Source organism: Flavobacterium sp. AC267 (assembly GCF_979258715.1).
On the sequence record NZ_OZ409875.1, the window covers coordinates 4,237,447 to 4,263,808 of the forward strand.

Consider the following 26,362-nt stretch of genomic DNA (forward strand, 5'->3'; position numbering starts at 1 on the left):
TTAGTTTTGAATCACTTTAAGCTTAGTTCCATTCACAAAATCATCGTGCGAAATAAAAAAGCTGTTAAGTGATTTTCCGTTTAGCTCAATCGAATTGATTTTTCCATCATTATTGATTTGTCTCTCAATTACAATGCTTTCTTTTTTATAATATCTTGGATCTAATTTGATCGTCACTCTATGAAACATTGGCGCTGTAATGGTGTAAATTGGATCTCCCGGAGAAATTGGGTAAATCCCCATCATCGAATATACTAACCAAGCCGACATGGTTCCAGTATCATCATTTCCTGGCAATCCTTTCGGTTCATTTTTGAAATATTCGCGAACCAGTCTTTTTACATTTTCCTGAGCTTTATATTCTTCGCCTTTCACATAATTAAATAAATATGGATTAGCAATGTCCGGCTCGTTTGCCATATCAAATTGTTTGATGTCGAATATTTTCTGCAATTGTGCCGAAAATGCTTGATCTCCGCCCATTAATTTTTTCAATCCGTTAATGTCGTGAGGCACCATAAAAGCGTACTGCCAAGCATTTCCTTCAATAAAACCAACATTTTCTTCAAAATTAGCTCCAGAAGCAGGATCAAATGGTTCGTACCATTTTCCGTCAGCCGTTCTTGGTCGAAGCAGATTTAAGTTTTTATCAAATAATTTTCTGTATGATAAAGAGCGTTCTTTAAAACGTTTTACATTGTCTTTGTCACCGAATTCGTTGGCCATAAGCGAAATAGAATAATCTGAAATATTGTATTCCTGAGTCGTCGAAACTGGACCTTTGTTGTCGGTTGTCAAATATCCTTTTTTGATATAATCTTTCAATCCCGGACGAAGCGGATTATTTTCAATATTATCTGCGCCTTTCAACATGGCATAATAGGCTTTATTAACATCATAATCACGAATTCCTCTCATATAAGTATCTGTAATTACTATACTTGCAGGATCTCCAACCATGGTAAAAGTTTCAGTCGAATTCAATTCCCATTTTGGTAACCAGCCGTTTTCATCGAACATATCCAACATACTTTTTACCATATCCGATTGCTGTTTTGGATAAACCAAAGACATTAACGGATGGACATTTCTATACGTGTCCCACAAAGAAAATACGGTATAACGAGTATCTTTGGTTTTAGCAATTTTACTTCTTTTGATTACTGGATATTCTCCGTTAATATCATTTAAGGTATTTGGGTGAATTAAAGTATGATACAAAGCCGTGTAGAAAATCGTATTGTCATCTTTTGAACCGCCTTCAACCAAAATTTTAGAAAGTTCTTCGTTCCATTCGTTATACGTTTCTTTGTAAATTGCGTCAAAAGATCTGTTACCCACTTCTTTTGCTAAGTTTTCACGGGCATTTTCGATACTTACGTACGAAATTCCGATCTTCACTTCAACCGTTTCTTGTTTGTCGAATTTATAGGTAAAATAACTTCCAATACTATCCCCCACAACGGTTTTGATTGTATTTTCCATCATTCTGGCTTTTCCGTTGTAGCCCATCCATTGTGCTTCGACACCGTTGTATTTCGCAGGTTTTTTCCAAACTCCGAATTTATCGGCAGGTTTAGAAAATTGAGCCACAAAATAAACTGGGTAGGCATCTTCTGGACTGTTGTAACAAAATGAACCAACTGAACGCATTCCTTCAATTTCTGTTGAAGAAACGACTTTTATCATCGCGCCTTCTTCATTCGTTAATCCAACTCCAAGATTTAATAAAACATTTGACTGCCCTTTCGGGAAAGTGAATCTGCTGATCCCAACTCGTTTTGAAGCTGTAAATTCGCCTTTAACTTTATACTTGTCGATGTCTACGCTGTAATATGCGGCTTTTGCCACTTCATTTGAATACGTTGAACCGTATTTTAAATGATCGATTTCTACTGCTCCAGTCGTTGGCATCAATAAAATAACGCCTAATTCTGGACAACCAACTCCGCTTATATTTACCTGACTGAATCCTGTTAAAAATGTGTTTTCATGTACATACGGATTCGAAAGCCATTGACTGTCTTTTTCCATTGGAGTGTTTTTTACTCCAGCCACATTAAACGGACTAATACTCGCCATACCGCGCGGTGCAATCGGACCTGGAAATGCTCTGCTCCAAAATTGGAAGTTCCAATAAACGGATTAACAAAATCAGCAGGTTGTCGCGCAAAAATGGTAATGCTAAAAAACAGCATGTAAAAGCTACATGCTGTTTGTGATATTATTTTTTGTATTGAAAACATATTGTTATCTGTTAATAGCTTCAATTTTTAAAGTCCAAGCTTCTTTTGCAGGAAGGTTATTTCTTAAGCTTTCTGGAATAATTACTTTAAATCCGTTTCCTTCTTTTGTCCATTTTAAAGAAGTTTTAGAACCTAACATGGTAATTTTTGTTCCTTTTTTAGGACTGATAGATTTTACCGTAACTGCTGCAGGAATTTTATCTTCTCCGTCTTTCGCTAAGTAAAATGCAAATACATTTCCAGCTTTATTTTGTGTAAAACAAATGTTTTCTTCTTTGTAAGGCTCGATTGGTTTTGTGTTGTAAATTGCTGTGCTGTTTACTTTCATCCAATCTCCGTAAGCCTGCAATAAATCGTAAGCCCCTTTATCCCATTCTCCTTCTGGACTTGGAGCAACATTTAATAATAAGTTTCCACCTTTAGCCACAATATCAACTAACATATGAATACCTTGTCTTCCAGTCATGTAAGTAGCACCTGGAGAATAAGACCATCCACCGCCTGCTGGAATACAAGATTCCCAAGGATAAGGAAGTGTTTTTTCAGGAACGCGCCTTCTGGTGTTAAATAGTTTTGGTTTTTACCGTGAACTGCTCTATCTACAACGATCAATCCTGGTTGTTTGGCACGTGCTTTTGCAACCAATTCATCCATTTTAGGATCTTGATCTACAACTCTGTGTTTGATGAAACCGTTTTTAGATTCGTTCTCAGCAAATTTCTCATCGTAGTTTTCTTTGATATTTACTTGATCTCTTTTTCTAACCCATCCTCCATCTAACCATAAGATGTCTACTTTACCATAATTAGAAAGGATTTCTAAGATTTGGTTGTGTGTGAAATCAACATATTTCTGCCATTTTTCTGGATATAATGACGGATCGTAGTTTACGTTTCTGTCAAATGGTGGAAAGTAAGGATCCCAGTAATTTTCATTATGCCAGTCTGGTTTAGAGAAGTAAGCTCCAGTTGAAATACCTTCACCTCTAAAAGAGTTAAAGATCTCTTTTAAAACATCTGCTTTTGGGTTCGTATGAAAAGGCACATCTTTACTAGTAATTTTATAATCAGAATATTTAGTATCATACATATTGAATCCATCATGGTGTTTTGTAGTGAAAACCATGTATTTCATTCCCGCATATTTAGCGACTTTTGCCCATTTTTCTGGATCAAATTTTACAGGATTGAACGTTTTTCTCAAACCTTCGTAATCTTTAATATAATCATTATAATTAGATGGATTACTTCCTTTTTTACGTTCACACCAGCCATAATCTTCAGGGCAGATAGACCAAGATTCTACAATTCCCCATTGGCTGTAAGTTCCCCAGTGCATTAGCAGTCCAAATTTTTTGCCTTGCCATTCGTCTAAGTTTTTTAATACTGCCGGATCTGTTTCTGGTACATATCTTTCATCTTCATATATCGCCTGAGCGAATATCTGAGCTGAAAATAAAAGGGCGATTATGAATATTCCTTTTTTCATCTTTAATCTAATTTATAATTTATTATTCTTTGTTTTTAGTTTAATTTTTCAAGTATCGGCTGATCTGTAAAAGTCAATTCTTTTTGGGTGTTTTCATTAAGTCGCTCCAAAACAACAAACTTATTCTCGCCCGCTTTCAACCAACAGCCTGGTACATAAAGTGTTTGTTGCGGTCCCACTTTCCAGTAGCGACCAAGATTGTGGCCGTTAACAAATACAATTCCTTTTCCCCAATTTGTCATATCAAGAAAAGTGTCGGCTGGTTTATCTATGTTTACTGTAGATTCATACAAAACTGGTCGTCCAGGTTTTATCGTTTCATTTTTAATAACTGGCACTTCATTCATCGGCATTTTATACATTTCCCATCCACCACTAATTTCATATTCATTAATGAATACTGGAGAAATAATTCCTTTTGTATTATGCACTATTTCGGCTCCGTAATTAATACGTCCCATATTTTCAACCAGAATTTCTAAAATACCGTTAAAAGGAATAGAAATTGTCAGCTCGTAATTCTTGAAAACTCTATTTAATTCACCCACCTTAACTCCATTCACATAAACTGTAGCAAAGTCTCTCAATCCCTCAATCTTTAATTTACCAGAAGAAATTGGTCGCGTAAATCTTTTTCGATACAAAACATATCCATTTCCCTGACCTAACTTTTCAAATGTTAAGGGCTGGTCATTTACAACAGCTTTTTCTTTTTTTATCCAGCTTAAAACATCCATAGTGGATTTGACAGGCTGATTAGGATATTTTGTAACTGGTATTTTCTCTGGAATCGGTGCTAATTTTGTTTTAGAATACTTTTGCATTACTTCACGAATAGCCATGAATTTTGGTGTAGCCCAACCTGCTTCACTAATTGGCGCATCATAATCATAGCTTGTAATATCCGGCTGAATATCACTTTCTTCATTGTAATTAGCTCCAGAGGTAAATCCAAAATTAGTACCACCGTGTACCATATAATAATTAAAAGAAACACCTGCATCAAGGTACTTTTTGGTTTGACTTGCAATCTCCTCAGATCCAATTTTAATAAATGGTTCTGCCCAGTGATCCAACCAGCCAGAATAAAACTCTGCTACCATGTATGGCCCTTGTCCTTTATGGTATTTATCAACTTGCTTCTTTAAATTCTCAATATTTGATTCCCCATTTGCAGTTGGCAACACGCCTTCAACAGCACCGCCTTCAAACAACCAAGTACCGTCAGAAGTAAAAAAAGGTTCTGGAAACCCCGTTTCTTTAAGCATATTGTAAATTGCAGTTTTGTATGCTTTATGATCCTCAGCACTAATATCGGTTCTTTGAGAAACATAAGAACCAAATTCATTTTCAGCCTGAACCATAATAATTGGTCCTCCCTGGTTAGCAAAATTTCCTTTTACCACTGCATACAAATGTTCCAGATACGTTTTGCAAGCTTCTAAAAATGCTTTGTTATTGGTACGAATTACTAAATCTGGATTATTTTGCGACCACCAAGGATATCCGCCAAATTCCCATTCACCACATGCATACGGACCTGGTCTAAGAATTACATATAATCCTTCACTTTTAGCAATACGTAAAAACTCTCCTAAATCTCTATTTTCTGTTTTAAAATCCCATACACCTGGTGCTACTTCGTGATAATTCCAAAACACATAAGTAGCTACGGTATTCAATCCCATAGCTTTAAGCATTTGCGACCTATGCCTCCAATACTCTTTAGGAATACGTGCATAGTGCATTTCTCCTGAATGTATTTTTACAATTTTCCCATCTTTTTGAAATTCTCCGTTAGATATAGAAAATCCTTTGGTTTGCGCCGTAGTAAAAATCGGCATCAAGCAAATCAATAATACTCCGAGCTTAAATAATATCTTATTCATTTTTTTTCAGATTATACATTTATAAACTTAAAAAATTGCAATCTTAAAGTAGTAAACGACTTAGGTAATCAAATACTACAGAGAGTTATTCTTTAATAATTCTACTTTATCGAAGTCACAAACTTGACTTTAAAGCTTTGTCAAAGTTTGAAACTTTGACAGAGCTGTCACAAGCATTTCACGTTAAGCTATGTGTGAGAAACTATTTTCTTTCTAAACTCTTTTACCAAGTTTCAAAAAAACTATGTTTCTATGTGTTTAAAATATTTAATTCACCAAAATTTCATCTACAAACAACCAAGAGCTTTCTCCTTTTGGGCTTTTCTTCAGGTTACCGCCAATTACTTTCACAAAACGTGCATTTTGTTTTTGGAAATTGATTTTGAAATCTTTCAATTCTGGAACTGCATTTACTGCATAAGGGCGAGTAATTTTTCCCACTTGAGTGTATTTAATTCCGTCTGTAGAAATCAGCACTTTCACTTGAATTGGGAAATTAACTCCTGCGCCTTGGCTTTCTAAAGCCCCAACTGTAACTTGTTCAATGCTTTCTACTTTTTCAAGATCAATTACCAATTCCATATCATTAACCAGCCAAGCTTGCCATTGTCCGTCATGGAAATTTTTACTTCCTCTAATACTGTTTACCATTGTATTGGCATCGCCTTTATAATTAGAATTAAAAGGCGTTAGGTATTTCACTTTTTTCGAAAATCCCTTATGGAAAACAATAGTATCTGTGAATGTTTTCCCAACTGGTTTTTCATCCTGAAATAAAGAAGCTTTTAAAACTGTTGTTTCTTTGATTTCAATTGGACTTGTATATTTTACTGCATGATGATCAATGTTTTGATTTCCTAAAACATATCTTATGTCTGGGTTTGGAAACTCATTTTTCAATTCTACTTTGATTTGTTTATTAGCCAAATCTGCTGTAGAAGAAGCGGTAACCAAATAAGCACTTTTCGCATAATTGATTCCCAAATAATCGTAACGTTTCAACAATGAAAACAATCTTGTTGTAAAGTCATTCCAATTGCGCTTCTCTTTCGGACTCCATAAAGTTTCTGATAATGCTCGCCAATCTTGGAAAAATCATGTATTCAAAATCTTTTGGCAACGCCAAATGTTCTGCCCACAAATTCGCTTGTCCCCCTAAAACGTGTCCTGCTTCCTGAGGCGTCATTGTTGAAACAACAGGATCAAATTTGTACACTTCACTTAACGGATTATAAGCATCAAAAGCTAATGGTTCTTCGTTTTGCGGACCTTGATAAAAGTTGAAATAACAAGGAGTTTCAGGTGTCATAATTACGTCATGACCTTGATCTGCGACTTCGATTCCACCTTTCATTCCTCTCCAGCTCATTACCGTTGCATCTGGAGCCAAACCGCCTTCTAAAATTTCATCCCAACCGATAACTCTTTTACCTTTTGAGTTGATGTATTTTTCCATACGTTTTACAAAATAGCTTTGTAATTCGTCAACACTTTTTAAATGTTCATCTTTGATTCTTTTTTGGCAATGCGGACATTTTGCCCAATTCGTTTTCGTCGCTTCGTCGCCTCCAATATGAATGTATTTTGAAGGGAAAATCGTAATTACTTCGTCAATTACATTTTGTAAAAATTCAAAAGTCGATTCTTTTCCTGCACAGTAAATATCAGTCAAAGGCCAAACTCCACCTGAAGGAACACCAATTCTCTGATTGAAACAGGCTAATTCTGGATAAGTCGCAATTGCAGAACTTACGTGAGCCGGCATTTCAATTTCAGGAATAATTTCGATTCCTTTAGAAGATGCATATTTTACGATTTCTCTTAATTCATCTTGCGTAAAGAAGCCACCATAAGTTCCTTTTTCGTCAGGACTTGTAGTTAATCTAGCATTCCAACTAGTGTTTTCTTGATCGACTCTCCAAGCTCCAACTTCAGTTAGTTTTGGATATTTTTTAATTTCAATCCTCCAACCTTGATCGTCAACCAAATGCAAATGTAAAACGTTCATTTTGTGCATCGCCAAACGATCGATTGTTGCCAAAATATAATTTTTATCGAAGAAATGACGAGATAAATCCAACATTAAACCTCTCCATTTAAAACGGGGTTCATCGTTAATCGTTAAACTCGGAATCTTCCATTTTGCAGAAGTGATTGCATATTTGCTTTCAATCGCTTCAGGAAGTAATTGTCTAACACTTTCTAAACCATATAGAAAACCAATATTTCCTTTTGCAGCAATCACAATGCTTGTCGGATTTACATCTAAAACGTAAGCTTCATTTTTTAAATTAGGATCTACTTTAAACTGAACAAAATTGCTTATTGGAGCTTTTGCTGTCGTTTCTGGTTTCCATCCTGCGACCACTTCAAATTTAGAAGCCAAAGCATCAGCCACATCTTTCTGAAAATCACCATTTACTACGAACTTTGTATCTTTTGTAAATTCAAAAACACCTGTTTTAATAAAAGTCTGACTCGGTTTCGGAATGATATGTATATCACTTTCTGTGTAAACTTCTTGAGCCTGAACCGAGAAAACTGAAGTGAATAGAGTTAATAGGAATAGTAATTTTTTTCATTCTTTGTTTTTTGGTTTCTCTAACAGTTACTTATAAAGCTACTTTTAGAGATATAGTTTTTTAGTTTTTGTTTGTCATCCTGAGGAACGAAGGATCACACTAGGAATTCCTCAAAGAAATTCGTCAATCTTTGTCGATCAACTAGTGTGATCCTTCGTTCCTCAGGATTGACAAAACTGTATCATTAAACTTTGTCAAAGTTTGAAACTTTGACAAAGTTCTAAACGTTATAATTATTTATCCCAAGACATTTTAAATTTTGCGTCTTCCATTCTGTGACCTTTTACGTCATCAGAAACGGCGAAATTAAATCCTGATCTTAGGCTGTAACCTGCGTATTCTCCGTTTTTATTCAAAGCAATAAAACCAACTTGCAGGTACTCCATGTCTTTGTGGTTTTTATGTTTGTTGTAAATACGCTCTGTGATTTCTTTACATGCTTCAAAAGGAGATTTTCCCTGACGCATTAATTCAACAACCATTGCGCTTCCAGCAGTTCTAATTACAGCTTCGCCTAAACCTGTTGCTGCTGCTCGCTCCTACTTCGTTATCCAAGAAAAGACCCGCGCCGATTATTGGGGAGTCACCGACGCGTCCATGCATTTTCCAAGCGACACCGCTCGTGGTACATCCGCCAGAAAGATTGCCTTCTTGGTCTAACATTAGCATACTTATGGTATCGTGATTTTCTATATTAATGACTGGTTTGTATTTGGAATCTTCCAGCCATTTTTTCCAGTCTTTTTCAGATTCTGGAGTCAATAAATTTTCTTCTTTAAAACCTTCAGACAAAGCAAATTGCAATGCTCCTTGTCCAGCCAGCATAACGTGAGGTGTATTTTGCAACACTTTTTTCGCTACAGAAATTGGATGTTTGATTCCTTGCAGAAAGCAAACCGAACCACAATTACTGTTGTGATCCATGATACAGGCATCAAGAGTTACTTTTCCCTCGCGGTCAGGATATCCTCCATAACCAACACTGCGGACATTTGGATCTGCTTCAGGTATTTTCATTCCTGCTTCGATTGCATCTAAAGCTGGTTTTCCGTCTTTTAATTGTTTCCAAGATTCTTGGTTAGCAGGCAGACCATGATTCCATGTCGAAATAATTATAGGTTTCTGCTGTTTTTTTCTTTAGGTACTGCTTTTTCTTCATTTTCATGATTGGCGACAAATCCGCTTACACCCAAAACAGAACTAATGGCTAATGTGCCTAAAGTTGTTTTCTTGATAAAATCTCTTCTATTTGACATGTACTTTGTTTTAATTCAACGTTGAGAAAAATGTTCTTAATGTTGCTAATTTAATCAGTTATAATTTTTAATCCGAGTAAAATCGCTTATAAACCTGCTTTTACTTCTTTTATAGTTTTTAAATTACTGTCTGATAAAGCATTTCCGTCAAAAAATGAAACTCCTGTCGCGCCATTTTTCTTAGCTTGTAAAATCGCTTCTTTCAATTCTTCATCCGACTTTAAACCTGGAATATAAATTCCTGTATTTACTTTCGTTTGTTTTCCTTCTAAATCGGCAACACCTTGTTTTGTTGCATAACCTACCCAGTCAATTTCTTCATCGTAAAAACTGTGGTAAATCATTGGATATACTTCATCAATATTCCATTTGTCCCAACGCTGGCGAACCATATGATCTGCCATTTCTGGATAAGGAAATACTGCGGCTGTTAATTTTTTATTGTGTTTATGAGCAATTTTATAAGCATCATCTACAACTGCTTTTACTGCATTTAATCTGAAATTTTTCCATTCCATATCAATCGAAGTATTGTGGCTGTTCTTTGGATTTTTGTGGTGTTCTTTTTCAAATTTGCTTACACAGGCATCACAATAGCAGAAATCGAATTGTGGTAATTCTACATCTTGAACTAAGTTGTATTTTGGCAATAAACTAATTGGAAGGAAAATGTCTGGGAAACGAATATAATCTAAATGTACACTTTCGATTCCTTCTACTTTTGCCAAACCTTCAACCAAACCTAAAACGTGATTTCTAGATTCTTCTTTTGTTGGACAAAGCCATTGGTAATAATCTACATAAGGACGGTTATCAAAACAAGATTTTCCTTCTTTACTTACTTGGTACCAATCTGGGTGCTGTAAAGCTACAGAATCATTTGGGCGATTCATGGCCATAATCCAAGCATGAACTTTTAAACCTTCTTTTTTAGCCAGCGGCACTAATCTTGACAACAATTTTGGATCTGTTTGTGTGTTGATTAATACTTCGTCGATTCCGCCGTCTTTGTATTTTTTGAATTCTTTAGAATAATCTGCATCGGCTCTTTTGGCATCGGCAGTAATCCAAACACCAAAATTAAATGTTCCGTTTTCCTGCTCTTTAGCATCCTTTTGTCCGCAAGAGAATAAACTCAGCGAAAGCGCAAGAACTATAACTTTTGATAGTTTTTGTAACTTATTCGTTCGTAATAATTTTACCATCTTCTTTTATTATTAAGGTTTTGTTTGTGAAGGGACTTTTTACCGAAATATTAAATCCTGATAAATGATTTTCTAAAACTGGTTTTAAAGTCTTTCCGTCAACAACTATATTTTTTTTACTGATACTTTGCAGTGATTTTGCCCAAGATTTATTTTTATCAAAATATCTCTTTTGAGCGCGGTATAAAGTATACAGTTCCCATTTTACTTTTTCTTCCTGCGGAATTGTAAAAGTGTCCTGAGCTCCTATTTCTTTTGAAGAAAAGTATACATAAGCCCATTTTTCGGGCTCATGCATATTGATGACTCCCATAGGCGACCAAACCCAATTGTATTCTGGGAGAAACTTTCCTTCTGAATCTTTTTTACGTTCGTATTTTCCGTCAACGACTGAATGCTGCCAATTTACTCGCGAGAAATTAACTTTCCAGAATTTATCTTTCGGAACAATATTATCGTGATAAGATGTTTTATAAACCGACCACGGAATTGCAATTTCTAATGTCCAGCCTTTATCAATATCTGAAGCATTATTTAAAGTTCCGTCTACTTTTACAGCCGATTTTAAACCTGTAATATTCCAATCGTTTAAAACTGTATTTTTTTCGCGGTAGGGTTTATTGATAAATAAATCCCAAGCGGTATTCAATGCATTTATTTCTAATTCATAATAATTATGAGTGTCATTATCTGGATCAATAAAAACTTCAAAATCATTATTATAAAAAATAATCGTATCGCGCTGTTTTAGATTTGCCCAAACGTGGGGTTCTTCCATTTTAGCGAGTATATAGTAGTAATTATCGTCCCAAAGCATTTTGACCTGAGTACTGTATTTTGGCTTTTCAACTCCTTCTATGTCGACAAAAGGTGTTGTCCAAGATGCTTTTTCCCAAGCTTTGTCTGCTCCATCGCCGTCGATAGTAATTTCGCTTGCAGTTTTATATGCAATATAACTTTTTGGTGTAACCTCTTTTTCAGATTGCGCATAACCCAGCGGCGAAAAAAAGTAACGGCTAGGGACAATAATTTACCTCTACTATGCATCATTATATTATAAACTATTATCTTTTGTAAATTGAATTACTTCACTTAATTTTCCGAAAGCGATTGCTACATGTGTATCTGCAGGCACCATAATAAACGGCTAATTTATCTTCTTCAAAATCATGTAAAGTCGCACAAGGGAAAACTACGTTTGGTACATCTCCAACCATTTCATACGTTTCTGCCGGCCCTAATAAATACGGCTGTGTTCTGTATTTCACTTGGTCTGGCGAATCAACATCTAAAATGGCAGTTCCCATTGCATAACGGAAACCGTTGCAAGTATTAATAACTCCGTGGTAGATCATTAACCAGCCTTCGTCAGTTAAAATAGGAATTGGTCCTGCACCAACTTTTGTACACTGCCAAGCACTTTTCTCAAACTGACTTGGTTTCATTACTAGTCTGTGTTCTCCCCAATATTTCATGTCCGGGCTGTAGCTGATCCAGATGTCTCCAAAAGGCGTGTGTCCGTTATCACTTGGGCGACTTAACATCGCATATTTTCCATTAATTTTTTGCGGGAATAAGACTCCGTTTCTGTTGAATGGTAAAAAGGCATTTTCGCATTGGAAAAATTCTTTAAAGTCAAAAGTATAACCAATACCAATTGTTGGTCCGTTATAACCATTACACCAAGTAATCCAGTAACGATCTTCGATCCAAACCACTCGCGGATCGTATTTATAAGCAGATTCAATCATTTCTGTATTTCCAGATTTCATCTCAATTGGTTCGTGGTTAATGTCCCAATTGATACCATCTTTACTGAAACCAGCAAAAATATTCATCTGAACTGCTTTATTATCACATCTAAAAACCCCAGCATATCCGTCTCCAAAAGGTACAACTGCACTATTGAATATACTGTTTGAAGAAGGAATCGAATATCTGTCGATAATTGGATTCTCAGAATATCTCCACATTACATCTTTACTGTTTTCGGGTCTGTCTTGCCAAGGAATAGTACTCATTTTTTGTTTTTTTTTATTTATTAGTTTTTTATTCTTTTAATCTTTCAAACACATAGTGACATAGATGTTCTTTGTCTGCAAAAAGGCGTTTCACTTGTATTACCGTACATAGTGCACGCTTAAGTTGTCGCATTTTTGTCATCCTGAGGAACGAAGGATCACACTCAATACTCTACAATCCAAAATCGTCAATCTTTGTCCACCAACTAGTGTGATCCTTCGTTCCTCAAGGATGACAAACTGTATGGTTAAAAAACTTTGTCAAAGTTTTGAACTTTGACAAAGTTGCTGTACAAAGCGAGACGACCAATTTTTGCGTTCCCGTAGTTGAAATTACGGGCTATTTTTAAAATCTATAGTCCCGTAGTTGAAACTACGGGCTATGTTTAAAATCTATGTGTGAGAAACTAGTTTCTTTCATTTACCTTTTTTAAAGTCAAAAAAAATCTATGTTTCTATGTGTTTAAATATTTACAACAAGAAAATCTTGCCTCTATAATCTTGCTTCTTTGCTCTCTCTAATCTTCAATCTTTCTAACTCTATCCAGCCAAGTAAACTTTAATACTGTAGTTGTCACTAAGAACACTACTAAAGCAACCGCCGCTTTTGGATAATCTCTGATAATGAAATAAATTGGAAGCAGGATCATGCTTGACTGCCATACAATACCAATTAAACAATTCATCATATCTAAATAGAAATCATTATTCTTTTTGAAAGCTTGATCTTCTGCTTTTAATTGTTTGTAAACTGGATTCCAGAATCCCCAAGGTCTTACATTGCTGTAGAAAGATTTAAGCACTTCCATATCTGTAGGCTTACTTAAGTAAGTTCCTAAAAGACACCCTAGAATTGAGAATCCGAAAATTAATGGGAATAAGTAAATCGCACGTACTTCTGAAAGTTCATGTAAAAATGATCCCACTTCTAGATTTCCTTTATTCTGATCTAAAACAAACTGAAGAGAAGTCGCGACTAATCCGCCTACCATTCCCCAGAAATAACCCCATCCGTTAAAACGCCACCAAATCCATTTTAAGAAGTTGGTCGCAACGTAACCACCGTACAAAGCACTCGTAATCCAAAGGGTTAATGAGTTGATCGAATCTGCAAAGAATCCCATGAAAACTCCAAGACCAACCACCATAAATGATGAAATCTGACTTACTTTAATATAATGTGCATTTGATGCAACTGGTTTGAAGTATTTTTTATAAATATCATTTACAATATAAGCAGGACCAGCATTTACAAAAGCGGAGAATCCAGACATAAAAGTCGCCAATAAACCTGCAAGAAGGATTCCTTTAATTCCAACCGGAATATAAAGATTTACCACTTTTGGCATTAGTAATTCTAAATCTGCTCCTGTTAGATTAACATTTGCATTTAATTCTGGCGCTAGGTTTACCAATGCAATAACTACAATTCCAGTAATTAATAAATATCTCGGAATAAATAAAATCAAGTTAGTAAAACCACTCATATAAGTCGCTTCTTTTACCGATTTTGTAGAAAGAACACGCTGTAAATCGTAACTTGGTGTTGGACCTGCCACACTTGCAAAAAAACCTTTGAAAAGCGTCATTCCGATAAATGCACCAAACATTTTGTAACCTTCCGTATCAATTAATCTGTTGAAATTATCGAATTTATCACTCCATTGTGTTTCAAACTCCCATCCGAAGAAAACATTTTTCCATTCTGGAGTAATAACCGAGTTGATTTGAATATCTGTATAATTAATGAAAGCATAACCTGCGATTAAAACCCCTGCAATAATCATAATTACATACTGCACTACCTCTGTTGCAACTACAGAAAACATTCCCCCTTTTACGGTATAAATTGTCGTTAAAAAAATGATTAACAAAGCATAAGCTTGTTCTGATGTTAAGAAAACAGCTCCATTCATATGAACTGTTAAATCCCAAGGAAGAATAATGGTTACAAATTTTCCGATTCCAACGAAGAAATAAGCGATGAAACCAATAGTAGAAATAATAGCAAAAATAGCTACAATAATATGAGAAGCTTTTCCAGCTTTATCACTTCCAAAACGAGTTAAAATCCACTCAGATCCCGTCATTACTTTTGATCTTCTAATCCAGACCGCAAGGAACATCATTACGAAAATCTGGTTCCATATCGGCCAAAGCCACATAAACATGAAACTTTTTACACCATATAAAAATAAAACCCCAATCATCCAGGAAGTTCCTGAAACATCAAACATTCCAGAGCCATTGCTCAATCCTAAAAAATACCATTTGATTGTTTTTCCTCCAAGGAAATAATCATCAAGTCCTTTTGATGCTTTTCTTGAAATCCAGATTCCTATACCGACCGACATGACGATATAGATTAAAATGATTGATACGTCTATAATGTTCATTAAATATTTATTTTGAATTAGTTAGTCAAACCCCAGTTTTTATTTGGTTCTGCGCCCATTGTAAAATGAAGCACACCGCCTTGCGACAATTCTTGGTGAGAAATCGCTGTTTTATTAAATGCTTTTCCGTTTAAAGTCGCCGATTGGATGTAGAAATTCTTGTCTGAAACATTTGTTGCTTCAATCACAAAAGTTTTTCCGTTTGGAAGATTTAAAGTTGATTTCTCAAAAATCGGACTTCCAATTTCATATTCTCCAGAAGCTGGGTTCATTGGATACAATCCCATTGAACTGAATACATACCAAGCCGACATTTGGTCGCAGTCTTCGTTTCCGCTTAGACCGTTTGCTGTAGTATTGTACTGCGTATCTAAAATATGACGCACCCAATATTGTGTTCTCCAAGGCTGACCTGCGTGATTAAACATATAAGCAATATGGTGGCTAGGCTCGTTTCCGTGTGCATATTGCCCGATCAAACCAGAAATATCTGCTGAAACATTGTTTCCTGTAATTTCAGAACTCTCTGTAAATAATTGTTCTAGACGTTTTGTAAAGTTTGAATTTCCTCCATGAAGCTTAATAAATTCGTCAACATTATGAGGTACAAACCAGCTGTCGTCGCCAAGCATTTCCTTCTGTATAATCTGTGTGTTCTCTGTGGTTAGAGTGTTTCGGGTCGAAAGGCTCGTTCCAAGATTTTCCATCTTCCGATTTTCCTCTCATGAAACCTGTTTTTGCATCAAATAAATATTCGTAAGCTTTTGAACGTTTGGAGAAAAACTCATAATCAGCTTGTTTTCCTAGTGCTTTCGCCATTTGCGCTATACACCAATCGTCATAAGCATATTCTAAAGTAATCGTAACCGATTCGTCTAATAAGTTATATGGAATGTATCCGTATTTTTTGTAGAAATTCAAACCGCGTTCGTCCTGCATCATCGTTGCTTTCATCGCTTCAAAAACTTTTTCGGCATCAAAACCTTTAATGCCTTTTAAATAAGCATCTGCAATAACCGGGATTGAATGATAACCCGTCATGGTATTGGTTTCGTTAGCATATAATGTCCAAACAGGAAGTATTTTTTTTGTTTCGTAATAGGCCAACATCGAGTTAACTAAATCTGAAACTTTTGCTGGTTCTAATAATGTCAATAATGGATTTTCGGCTCTAAAAGTATCCCAAAGCGATAAAGTTGAATATGCGGTATAATTTGAAGCTGTAATAATTTTATCGTCTTCTCTTCTAAATTGTCCATTTTTATCACTGTAGCTTACAGGCGCAACTTGTGTGTGATATAATGCCGAATAAAAAATAGTTTTTAGCGAATCAACAGGCGTTTCTACCTTAATTTTACCTAAAGCAGTATTCCAAACCGTTGCGACTTTTGATTTTACTTTTTCAAAATCCTGATTTTCTGTGTCTAGATTATCTTTAGCATTTGCTACACTAACAGAAGAAAGTGCTACTTTAACGTCAAGTTCTTTAGAGTTTGCGGCCGTCGAAGAACAATTGTAATGCCGTATTTTCACCTTCGGCATCTTGGCCAGAAACTACTTTTTTATCAGCAGTAATAATAGATTCTGTTATAGGTTTTGAAAACTTAGCTACAAAAAACACTTTCTGATTTTTTGCCCAGCCTGTACTGTAACGGTAACCGCTGATAGTATTTTTGTCTTCAATTTTAATTGACGTTTTTAGCGCTTTGTCCCAGTTAATCGCGAAACCAAGATCTACAACTACAGATTGTGTATTGGTATCATTAAAAGTATATTTATGGTATGCGGTTCTTTGCGTAGACGTTAATTCTACATTGATTTTAGGATCTTCAAGAAAAACTTGGTAATAACCCGGTACTGCTTTTTCGTTAACATGATTATATTTTGATTTATACGGAAGGAAATCGCGTGAAGCGGCTTTGGCGGTTAAGTCTAACTTTTTGTTTGTCGGCATAAATAAAATATCTGCCAAATCACCGATTCCTGTTCCGCTTAAATGTAAGTGACTAAATCCAGAAACTATGGAGTCAGAATAATGATAACCGGAACACCAGTCCCAGCTTGAAATTCCATTATCTGGACTCACCTGCAAGCATCCCAAACGGAACTGTTGCGCCAGGATAAGTATGTCCGTGGCCACCAGTACCTATAAAAGGATCTACATAATTTGTTGCAAAATTTTGCTGATGTTTATTTTTATCTACATTTATTTTGCAACTTGCAATAAAAATTACCGTCAGAGAAAGCAGAGTAATTTTCCTCATATCAAAACAATATTAATTTAACTTTAAATTTAGATAAATTCAACTTTTACCAAAATAAATTTAGACGGACGACATTTAAACAGCTCTAAACATCAAAAAATAGTAATAAACGACATTCTAAAATACCATTATGATTTTTAACTCAAGCAAGCTTTACAGTTTACCTATACGCTATCATGTTTACTTTTGGCTCACGTATTTTTTATTTAATACACTGCGCTGGGGAAGCTATTTTAACGATTATGTATATTCCCTTAAAACTACTTTACTAGGTTTTCCAATTCACATGGCATTATGCTATCTGAATATTTTAGTTTTGATGCCTCATTTGGTTTATCGCAAAAAATATGTCCTATATATAATAACAGTACTTTCGGCGATTTTTGTCATGGTGGTCTTAAAATTTAATTTGACTTATTTGTTGATTACACACAATGTATGGCCAGAAGGACCTGAAACCATTAATAATCTTACGCTAAATTATACAATTGATATGATGATGGGCGAATTATATGTAATGACTTTTGTGACGGCAATTAAAATTACCCTCGATTTATTGCAAGAGCAAAAACGTGTAACCGATCTGGAGAAATCACAGCTAGAAACAGAATTATTGTTTTTAAAGTCGCAGATTTCGCCGCACTTCTTTTTTAATACCTTGAATAATATCTATTCGCTTTCTGTCGAAAAATCAAACAAAACTCCTAAAATAGTTTTAAAGCTTTCCGAGTTAATGCGTTATATGCTTTATGAAACAAAAGAAAAGAAACAGTCTTTAGAAAACGAAATTCTCTGCATTCAGAATTATCTTGATTTGGAAAGAATTAGAAACGGAGACCGCTTAGAAGTTAATATGTACATTTCTGGAGATATTCATGATAAAGAAATTTCGCCTGTTTTATTATTGACTTTCGTCGAAAATGCTTTTAAACACGGCGTTAACAAAAACACTGGAAATGTTATTATTGACATCAATTTTAAGATAAAAGACGATTTCCTTTATTTTATTATTTCAAACCCAATGCCCGAAATTACCGTACATAAAGATAATTTTAACAAGTCAAGTGGTATAGGTATTGAAAACGTCAAAAAAAGACTTGAGCTAGGATACAATAAAAGTGACTATAAGCTTTCATTTAAAAATAAAAAGAATATTTTTGTCGTCAAACTAGTCATAAAAGTCACGTAGCCCCGCTTTTAGCTATTTCGAAAACTATACCTACAAAAACAACTTATCGGCCTTAAATAATATTTACAAATGAAAATAAAGTGTTTAATTATCGATGATGAGCCATTGGCAATAAACGTTATTAAAAGTTATATTGAACAGATTGAAGATTTAGAATTAATAAACACTTTCAGTAATTCTATTGAAGGTTTAAATTTCTTAAAAAACAATACCATTGATGTAATTTTTTTAGACATTAACATGCCTGTTTTAGATGGAATAAACTTTATTAAAAGTTTAGAAAACCCTCCTCTGCTTATTATCACGAGCGCTTATGATCAATTTGCAATCGAGACGTATGAACTTGACGTTTTAGATTATCTGGTAAAACCAATTGAGTTTCCGAGATTAATGAAAGCCGTCAATAAAATCAATAAACGCCTTAATAACACCAGTAAAATTCCGCAGGAAAACAGTAAGGAAAACGCTTTTATTTTTGTAAAAATCGACAAGAAAAAAATGAAGAAAATTTTCTTGAACGAAATTTTGGTTATCGAAAGCTTAAAAGATTATTTAAAAATAAGCACCACTTCTGGAAAATTCATTATACACAGTACTTTATCTGATTTCACAGGCTTACTTCCAGAAAGAGATTTTATCAGAATTCACAGATCTTACACCATCGCAATTGATAAGATTGACGCCGTAGAAGGAAACAGCATAGAAATTGAAGGACTTAGATACGTTATAGGAAGATCTTATATTGACGAAGTAAAACAGAAAATTTTGAATTCTTCGATTTAGGGTTTTACCGCAAAGGCGCAAAGATTTACGCAAAGTTCGCTAAGTTTTTTTTAGTTTATATTTTAAAAAAGGATTATAAAAAAGTTCGCAAAGCTTATTCTTTAAGCTTTGCGAACTTTTTAATATATTTTCATTTAGAATAAAACAACCCTTTGTGAACTTTGCGTAATCTTTGCGCGCTTTGCGGTAAAAAACTTTGTGGTTAAAAAAACACAAAACGTATAAAAAACGAAAATGCGACCAACCACGACCGCATTTTCTCTCAATTATAGGTAACTAACCAAAATAAACCATGAAATAGTCTATTATCTTTATTGTCGCAAAAATTACTTAGAAGTGATAACGTTTAAACGCTTCGATAGCCGAATAATCTGCTAATCCTAAGTTGTGATATTTTTCTGCAGTCAATCTATTTCTGTCTTCAACTCGCACCCAAAACTCCCTGCTGTCATCACCTTGAAACATTACGCCGTCTTTTTGAGACTGGTGATAAAAAATTGCATGTCGTTTCTTCAAAACTTGGTCAGGACTCATTGGTACTGCCATGTCAATTTGGTACGATTCCCATTCATGCCACGCTCCTCTATAAAGCCAAACCCAGCATTCGTCCATAAAGTTTTTATGTTTTAATCTTTTCAAAGCTTCAAACAAACTGTCTAAACAAACTTTATGAGTTCCGTGCGGATCTGCTAAATCTCCAGCGGCATAAATTTGATGCGGTTTTATTCTTTCAATGATATCGCACATAATCTCGATATCTGCATCCGAAAGATTATTTTTCTTAACTGTACCTGTTTCATAAAAAGGAAGATCTAAGAAATTTACATTTGAATCTGGCAAACCAATGTAACGAGTTGCCCCAAAAGATTCACTTCTTCTAATTAATCCTTTTAGTTTTCTAACTTCTGGCGAATCAATTTCATTTCCTGTTCTGTTTTGCAAGAAATCGATAATTTCATCTGAAACAGAAGAATTCAGATTCAACGCTTTCGAAATTTCTGCAAATTTCAAAGCTTCTTCGTTAGAAACAGCAATATTTCCTGAAGTCTGATACGCGATATGAACTTCATGTCCCTGCTCTACCAAACGATCAAATGTTCCTCCCATCGAAATCACATCATCATCTGGATGCGGACTGAAAATAACAATCCTTTTCTTCTCTGGAGTAGAACGCTCTGGTCTGTACGTATCATCTGCATTTGGTTTTCCTCCAGGCCATCCCGTAATGGTTTGTCGCATTTTATTAAACATCTTAATATTTAAATCGTATGCAGTTCCTTCTTCGGTTAAAAGACTCGACATTCCGTTGTCATTATAATCTTTATCGGTAAGTTTAAGGAAAGGTTTCTTCGTTAATTCACTTAGCCAAGCCACCGCTTTCAATTTTAATTCATCTGTCCAAACACAAGACTTTACAAGCCATGGCGTTTTTACTCTTGTGAGTTCAGATGAAGCTTCTGTATCTAGAACAAATGTTGTGTTGTTATGCTCTTGTAAATACGTAGCCGGCACTTGCGAAGAAACCTCGCCCTCGATTGTATCTTTTATAATTCCTGCTTTACTGATTCCCCATCCTAGTAAAACAATTCTTTTTGCATTTCTAACAGTTCCAATTCCCATTGTAATGGCTTTTCTCGGAACATTGTCAATTCCTAAAAAAGAAGAAGCCGCATCGACACGAGTCAAATGATCCAAAGTAATACTTCTGGTTCCCGAGTTCACGTGCGAACCTGGTTCATTAAAACCAATATGTCCTGTTCTGCCGATTCCTAAAAGCTGAAAATCCAATCCTCCATAAGATTTGATCTTCATCTCGTAATCAATGCAGTATTGTTGTAATTCCTCGGCACTCACCTGCCCGTCTGGAATATTGATATTTTCTGAAAGAATATTAACGTGATTGAACAAATGCTCGTGCATAAAATGATAATAACTCTGAATATCATTTTTATCCATCGGATAATATTCATCTAAATTGAAGGTCACTACGTTTGCAAAACTCAGCCCTTCTTCTTTATGTTTTCTTACAAGTTCTTCATAAACTTTGATTGGAGAAGATCCTGTTGCCAAACCTAAAACACAAGGTTCATTTAGCTCATTTTTTCTCTGAATCAAATTGGCAATTTCCTGCGCGACTAATAAAGAAGCCTCCTGCGACGATTCGAAAATAACATTATGAATTTTCTCGAAACGAGTTTCTTCAAACTTTCCTGCTTCTGTAAAACCTATATCTTCTTTAATCATATCGCTGTCGCTCATTTAATTAATGTAAGATAAAAGTAGAATTTAATAATCTGCTGTAACTAAAATTTCGACTAATAACGACTACCGTTCGTCAGAAAACAAAATAGGAAACTTAAAGCAATTTTAAACTTTCAAAAAAAGCATTTATTCGATAACATTAATTTCGGCAATCGAAACACTTTGCCCTTTTCCTACGGCAGCTGTTGCAACAAATCTTAAAAATCTTGCTTTTACTGCAACAGAAACTCTTAAATTGTTCAATTGGGTTATGTTTGATATTGGAGAATTCTCCTTCAGATTGTTTCGTCCACGTAATATTGTCTTCGCTGGTATAGAATTCATAATTCGAAATCAAATTCAAATTATTTCCAACCTGCTGTGGTATATAAGTAAAACCTTTAATATCGACTACTTCTCCCATATCTATAATTACGGCTTGCGGTAATTTATTTTCATCATTTCCAAAGCCCCAATCCGTATTAGCATCGCCGTCAATAATTTTTTCAACCGTTTTAATGTCACCGCTTGAAACAGAAAGTACTTTCCATTTTTCTTTAGAAACACCATATTTAGCCATTTTAACTGCACTATTGATTTTCTCTTTTGTGTTTCTAGAAATTGCTTTAATTTCTACCGCTTTATTATAAGTAAAAGGAGTTTTGTATAAAGTGCTTTTTTCAGAAGGTGTTTTTCCATCCAAAGTATAATAAACAGCATTGCCTTCTTCCGATTTAATCGTAACCAAACCATTTTTATCACGAACAATGTGTGGTTCTTTTACAAAAGTTGGTGCATTGTAAGCCTCAATTGTACTAATTACAAAACCAGCTTTTGCATCTAAAATATTAATTCTAATTGCTGAAGCCGTTACGCGGTCTAAACGCAGAATTCTTTTGTAACCAATAGTAGTTTCATTGGCAATTGTTTTCCATTGTCCGTTTACATTGGCTTCAACAGAAAACGCTTTTACACGCTGCCCAAGCTTTATATATTCCTGAAGTAAAATTCTATTTATTGCAGTAGGTTTTTTAAAAGTAAATTCGACTGAAGCTTGTTTAACTTTATCATCGGTTGCCCAATACGTATTTTTATTTCCGTCTATAACATTTTGAGGCCCAAAATTAGAATCTGTTCCTCTTGTATTTGATGCTTGAACTTTAGATCCGGCTAGTAATTCTTTTTTGAAGTCTGCTTTAATAGTAGCCACTAATTCCTTTAATCTCGCTTCGTCATTTTCATGAACCAATCCGCGTCTGTCTACTGGAAGATTCAATAACAAAGTCGCATTTCGTCCAATTGATTCATAATAAATATCAACCATTTCGTCAAGCGAACGCACTTTATCATCTTCAGCAGCGTGATAAAACCACCCTGGTCTTATGGAAACATCAGCTTCTCCCGGAACCCATTTTTCGCCGTCTTCATGTCCAGACATAAATTCGCTGTAATGTACTTTCCCAGCTAATTCATCTTTCTGACGAAGTAATGACCAATTGGTTTTTCCTGCACGTCCTTCTTCATTTCCTATCCACCTTGCTTCAGATGGTCCAACGCCCCAAACTAATGTTTTTGGCGCGATATCGTAAATTAATTTATACGTTTCATCCCAATTATAATACGTAAGCGAATTGATTTTACGGGTTTCATTTGCCCCTCCATAATATCCGTCGCCGCCATTTGCACCGTCAAACCACATTTCGAAAACATCTCCGTAATTGGTCAATAATTCTTTTAACTGATTTCTGAAATATGTAACATATTCTGGTTTACCATATTGCGGATGGTTTCTGTCCCAAGGCGAAAGATATAATCCTAACTTTAAATCATATTCTTTGCAGGTCGCCGCCAATTCTTTAACCAAATCACCTTTTCCGTTTTCCCAAGGCGAATTCTTAACAGAGCGTTCTGTATATGCCGATGGCCATAAACAAAAGCCGTCGTGGTGTTTTGCAACCAGAATAATCCCCTTCATTCCCGCCTCTTTCACCACGCGCGCCCATTGACAGACATCTAATTGCGACGGATTAAAAAGTTCCGGAGATTCGTCTCCAAATCCCCATTCTTTATTGGTAAAAGTGTTTAATGAAAAATGCACAAAAGCGTAAAACTCCATTTCCTGCCAATCGATTTGTTTCTGCGTTGGAAGCGGTCCAAAAGGCTTTGGAGCATTCGCCAATTCCTGACTCGAAACATTAGAAATTACACCCAAAAGACATAAAGAAAGGAATATTTTTTTCATTGCTGATTTGCTTTAAAATAGTCTATAAAGCATAAATGTACTATAAATTGATTTTCTGACATATAGAATTTCGACCAACAGCAGGTTTGACAGCGTTTTGGTTTTGAATGATTGATTCTACACTTTAATCACCATCTGAATTTTAGAAAGAAAATTATTTTTTCATAGGAATTAATTTACAATAATTATATTTGCAGACTTTAAATAAAACAAAATGGGATTTTTAGATATTTTTAAAAAGAAAACTGGTTATAATTTACCTGATATGTATAAAGATATTTTAACAAGAGATGAATACAATTTTATCATGGAAACATCTATACAATATCACGAGGAAAATGGGTTTGTAATTAGCAAAATAGATGAAGGAGAAATTGTTACAGAAGTCAATGGAGAACTTCAACATCGATATTTAGATAATTTAGTACGTGTATTATCTGGTGACAAGCAGGCAAATTGGAGAAATTTGATTTACGAACATTTCAAGAAACTTAAATACAATTCGGTCGCTTTTGATTATCTGTATAAAGATTTTGATTATGCCTCACAATTCTTAAGAGTTTTAATTAAAGGTGAATTATTTATTATTCCAAATGATATAAATGATTATGTATCTAGAATTGATTTTCCAACAACAAATACCTTTTTGATATTAGAATTTGAAGGGAAATTTCATTATGTGAGAAAAGATGAAATTTCAGAATGGGAGAAAACTGAAGATGACCTTTTTGAGATTGCCATAGGTAATATTCCGACTGATGAAATTGAAACAAAAATATATGATTTACAAGAAAAATTTAAAATCTATACATTCTTTAGCGGCGACTTTAGTGCATCATATTTATTAAATTTTAAAAAAGATTCAGATTATATTAAAGGAAAATTTGGAACATTAATTTCAATTCCAACAAAAGGTACTGCTTTAGCTTGCCCTATTGAAAATGGAAATATCTTAGAATTAATTGAGATTATTAATCCTAACAATGAAAAATTTTATCATGAAGATCCAGGAAATATTACACTAAATTATTATTGGTTGTATGAAAATGAATTTTACATTTTTCCATCTGAAATAAACTCAAACGAAAAAACAATTAAACTTCCCGAAAAATTAATTGATCTTTTAGAGAGAAGCTAATAAGTGCTATTAACGGATTTTAATTTTCAATCTTGAAATAAAAGTCAAAACAAAAGCTAAAACCACAAATGCGAGCAATACAAATAATCCGTTTAGAACAGCAGTTGGAAAACCTAATTTGGTCGCATCTATAAAAGGATATGGATAAAAATTGGTATAAATACCATGAAGTAATGTATAGATTACGTAAACAATAGGGTAAATAAGCCAAAAACCAATAATTTTAAAGGAAACTTTTTCCAACTGAGTATAAAACAACCAATAAAGGAAAAATAATATGGGAACAATAGTATGAAAGATTTCACTCACAACCTGATGAAGCCCTTTTAAATCAACAACCGAACGCGACAAAAGATTAAAAACGAGCCCAACAATGATTATATAAACCGTGACAGCAGTTATAGTTGTTGCTTTACGAAAAAAGGCACTAATCTTAAATCTGCTTCCAAATAAAAGCATCAAAGTGCATACAAAAACAATGCAATTGGTAAGAATTGTAAAAAAACTGAAGAAGCGGACTAATGCGCTAAAAAATGTAAAATCAGGATTTTCTAATAAAAGATAAAACTGTGTTGGTAAAGCGTAAAGCTCAAGGAGTGCTATAATACCCAGCGACACTTTGTTTTCTATTTCAGCAGTATTTTCATTTTCCATAATTCACTTTATGTCAGTAAACTAAAATAGAAAATTTATTGCAAAGTTTTTAGGTCATTCTCTTTTGCTTTTCGCTTTCTAAAATAGTTTTTTCAAGTCGCGACTGTCTTGTTTTTTCTTGCTTTGCACTCATAATCCAGTGAATCATTACTTTTTTATAAGACGGCGCCTGCTTTTCAAAAAATTTCCATGCCGTTTTATTAGCCTTAAACTCATTTTCGTAAGCTTTATCAAGCGGAACTGGTTCTTTTTCGTGCGAATAAATTTTAGATTTACTCTCAGTTCTAAAACTAAACGCTTTTAATCCTGCGTCAGTCATTAGTCCTGCTTTGGCCAAATCCTCCATCTTTTGAATATTAATCGCGCTCCAAATACTCGAAGTTTTTCGAGGAGTAAATCGAATGGTATAACTATCCTTATCAATCGATTTTCTCACGCCATCAATCCAGCCAAAACAAAGTGCCTGATCAACAGATTCTGACCAGCTCATAGAAGCTTTCCCGCTGTTGACTTTGTAAAAACCAACCAAAAGTTCGTTTTGATTTTTATGGTTTTTCTCCAACCATTTTCTAAACTCAGCCGATACTGCAAAAAAAGTTGGTTCCATTTTTATTCTTATTATTTTATAAATTGAAATAAATTGAATTCATAAATTACTATTACAATAACTTTTCTGTTTTGGCTAAGAAATCTTCCGCGACCGATTCGATATTGATATTCATTCTTTCCGCCAAAACGGTAAGCCACCAAATCGATTCACCAATTTTG

Annotated in this window: 11 protein-coding genes and 7 pseudogenes; 3 read left to right on the top strand and 15 right to left on the bottom strand. The window is 34.6% G+C overall.

Annotation, left to right across the window (positions count from 1 at the left end; translation table 11 throughout):
- The 11 genes and pseudogenes from ACZZ95_RS22545 to ACZZ95_RS22595 form a co-directional block, all read right to left on the bottom strand.
- Positions 1-2,246, bottom strand: a pseudogene (locus ACZZ95_RS22545) (GH92 family glycosyl hydrolase).
- A 4-nt stretch (positions 2,247-2,250) separates the two neighbouring features.
- Complete coding sequence (locus ACZZ95_RS22550; RefSeq protein ID WP_463471747.1) at positions 2,251-2,574, bottom strand: alpha-L-fucosidase C-terminal domain-containing protein; 324 nt, start codon at positions 2,572-2,574, stop codon at positions 2,251-2,253.
- 45 nt (positions 2,575-2,619) lie between these two features.
- Positions 2,620-3,734 (bottom strand): annotated as a pseudogene (locus tag ACZZ95_RS22555) (alpha-L-fucosidase); the annotation flags it as partial.
- Between the two features lie 35 nt (positions 3,735-3,769).
- The gene (locus tag ACZZ95_RS22560; RefSeq protein ID WP_463470779.1) at positions 3,770-5,623 is read right to left on the bottom strand and encodes a beta-galactosidase; all 1,854 of its coding nucleotides are present in this window, start codon (positions 5,621-5,623) and stop codon (positions 3,770-3,772) included.
- A gap of 267 nt (positions 5,624-5,890) precedes the next feature.
- Positions 5,891-8,123 (bottom strand): annotated as a pseudogene (locus tag ACZZ95_RS22565) (beta-N-acetylhexosaminidase).
- Positions 8,124-8,438: 315 nt separating this feature from the next.
- Positions 8,439-9,461, bottom strand: a pseudogene (locus ACZZ95_RS22570) (isoaspartyl peptidase/L-asparaginase family protein).
- An 86-nt stretch (positions 9,462-9,547) separates the two neighbouring features.
- Entirely contained in the window at positions 9,548-10,666 is a 1,119-nt protein-coding gene (locus ACZZ95_RS22575) for a putative glycoside hydrolase (protein WP_463470780.1), read from the bottom strand.
- Complete coding sequence (locus ACZZ95_RS22580; RefSeq protein ID WP_463471748.1) at positions 10,641-11,696, bottom strand: carbohydrate-binding family 9-like protein; 1,056 nt, start codon at positions 11,694-11,696, stop codon at positions 10,641-10,643. Before ACZZ95_RS22580 ends, ACZZ95_RS22575 begins: the two co-directional genes overlap by 26 nt.
- A gap of 24 nt (positions 11,697-11,720) precedes the next feature.
- Positions 11,721-12,687 (bottom strand): annotated as a pseudogene (locus tag ACZZ95_RS22585) (glycoside hydrolase family 130 protein).
- A gap of 518 nt (positions 12,688-13,205) precedes the next feature.
- The gene (locus ACZZ95_RS22590) at positions 13,206-15,083 is read right to left on the bottom strand and encodes a sodium:solute symporter family protein (RefSeq protein ID WP_463470781.1); all 1,878 of its coding nucleotides are present in this window, start codon (positions 15,081-15,083) and stop codon (positions 13,206-13,208) included.
- A gap of 17 nt (positions 15,084-15,100) precedes the next feature.
- Positions 15,101-17,347: pseudogene (locus tag ACZZ95_RS22595) on the bottom strand (GH92 family glycosyl hydrolase).
- A 130-nt stretch (positions 17,348-17,477) separates the two neighbouring features.
- Here ACZZ95_RS22595 and ACZZ95_RS22600 point away from each other — a divergent pair.
- Positions 17,478-18,536: a sensor histidine kinase gene (locus ACZZ95_RS22600; protein ID WP_463470782.1), complete on the top strand. Its 1,059-nt coding sequence runs from the start codon at positions 17,478-17,480 to the stop codon at positions 18,534-18,536.
- Positions 18,537-18,605: 69 nt separating this feature from the next.
- On the top strand, positions 18,606-19,319 hold the full coding sequence (locus tag ACZZ95_RS22605; RefSeq protein ID WP_095955222.1) for a LytR/AlgR family response regulator transcription factor: 714 nt from the start codon (positions 18,606-18,608) through the stop codon (positions 19,317-19,319).
- Positions 19,320-19,649: 330 nt separating this feature from the next.
- Here the strand turns inward: ACZZ95_RS22605 and nagB are convergent, their stop codons facing one another.
- Together nagB and ACZZ95_RS22615 are read right to left on the bottom strand one after the other, a co-directional pair.
- The gene (gene nagB / locus ACZZ95_RS22610) at positions 19,650-21,578 is read right to left on the bottom strand and encodes a glucosamine-6-phosphate deaminase (protein ID WP_463470783.1); all 1,929 of its coding nucleotides are present in this window, start codon (positions 21,576-21,578) and stop codon (positions 19,650-19,652) included.
- A gap of 129 nt (positions 21,579-21,707) precedes the next feature.
- Positions 21,708-23,802 (bottom strand): annotated as a pseudogene (locus tag ACZZ95_RS22615) (alpha-L-fucosidase).
- Between the two features lie 214 nt (positions 23,803-24,016).
- Here ACZZ95_RS22615 and ACZZ95_RS22620 point away from each other — a divergent pair.
- Positions 24,017-24,940 (top strand): hypothetical protein, encoded by a 924-nt coding sequence (locus tag ACZZ95_RS22620; RefSeq protein WP_463470784.1) that lies wholly within the window; start codon positions 24,017-24,019, stop codon positions 24,938-24,940.
- A 9-nt stretch (positions 24,941-24,949) separates the two neighbouring features.
- Here the strand turns inward: ACZZ95_RS22620 and ACZZ95_RS22625 are convergent, their stop codons facing one another.
- Both ACZZ95_RS22625 and ACZZ95_RS22630 read right to left on the bottom strand, forming a co-directional pair.
- On the bottom strand, positions 24,950-25,594 hold the full coding sequence (locus ACZZ95_RS22625; protein ID WP_463470785.1) for a Pr6Pr family membrane protein: 645 nt from the start codon (positions 25,592-25,594) through the stop codon (positions 24,950-24,952).
- Positions 25,595-25,643: 49 nt separating this feature from the next.
- Positions 25,644-26,201: a YdeI/OmpD-associated family protein gene (locus ACZZ95_RS22630; RefSeq protein WP_463470786.1), complete on the bottom strand. Its 558-nt coding sequence runs from the start codon at positions 26,199-26,201 to the stop codon at positions 25,644-25,646.
- Between the last annotated feature and the right edge of the window lie 161 nt (positions 26,202-26,362).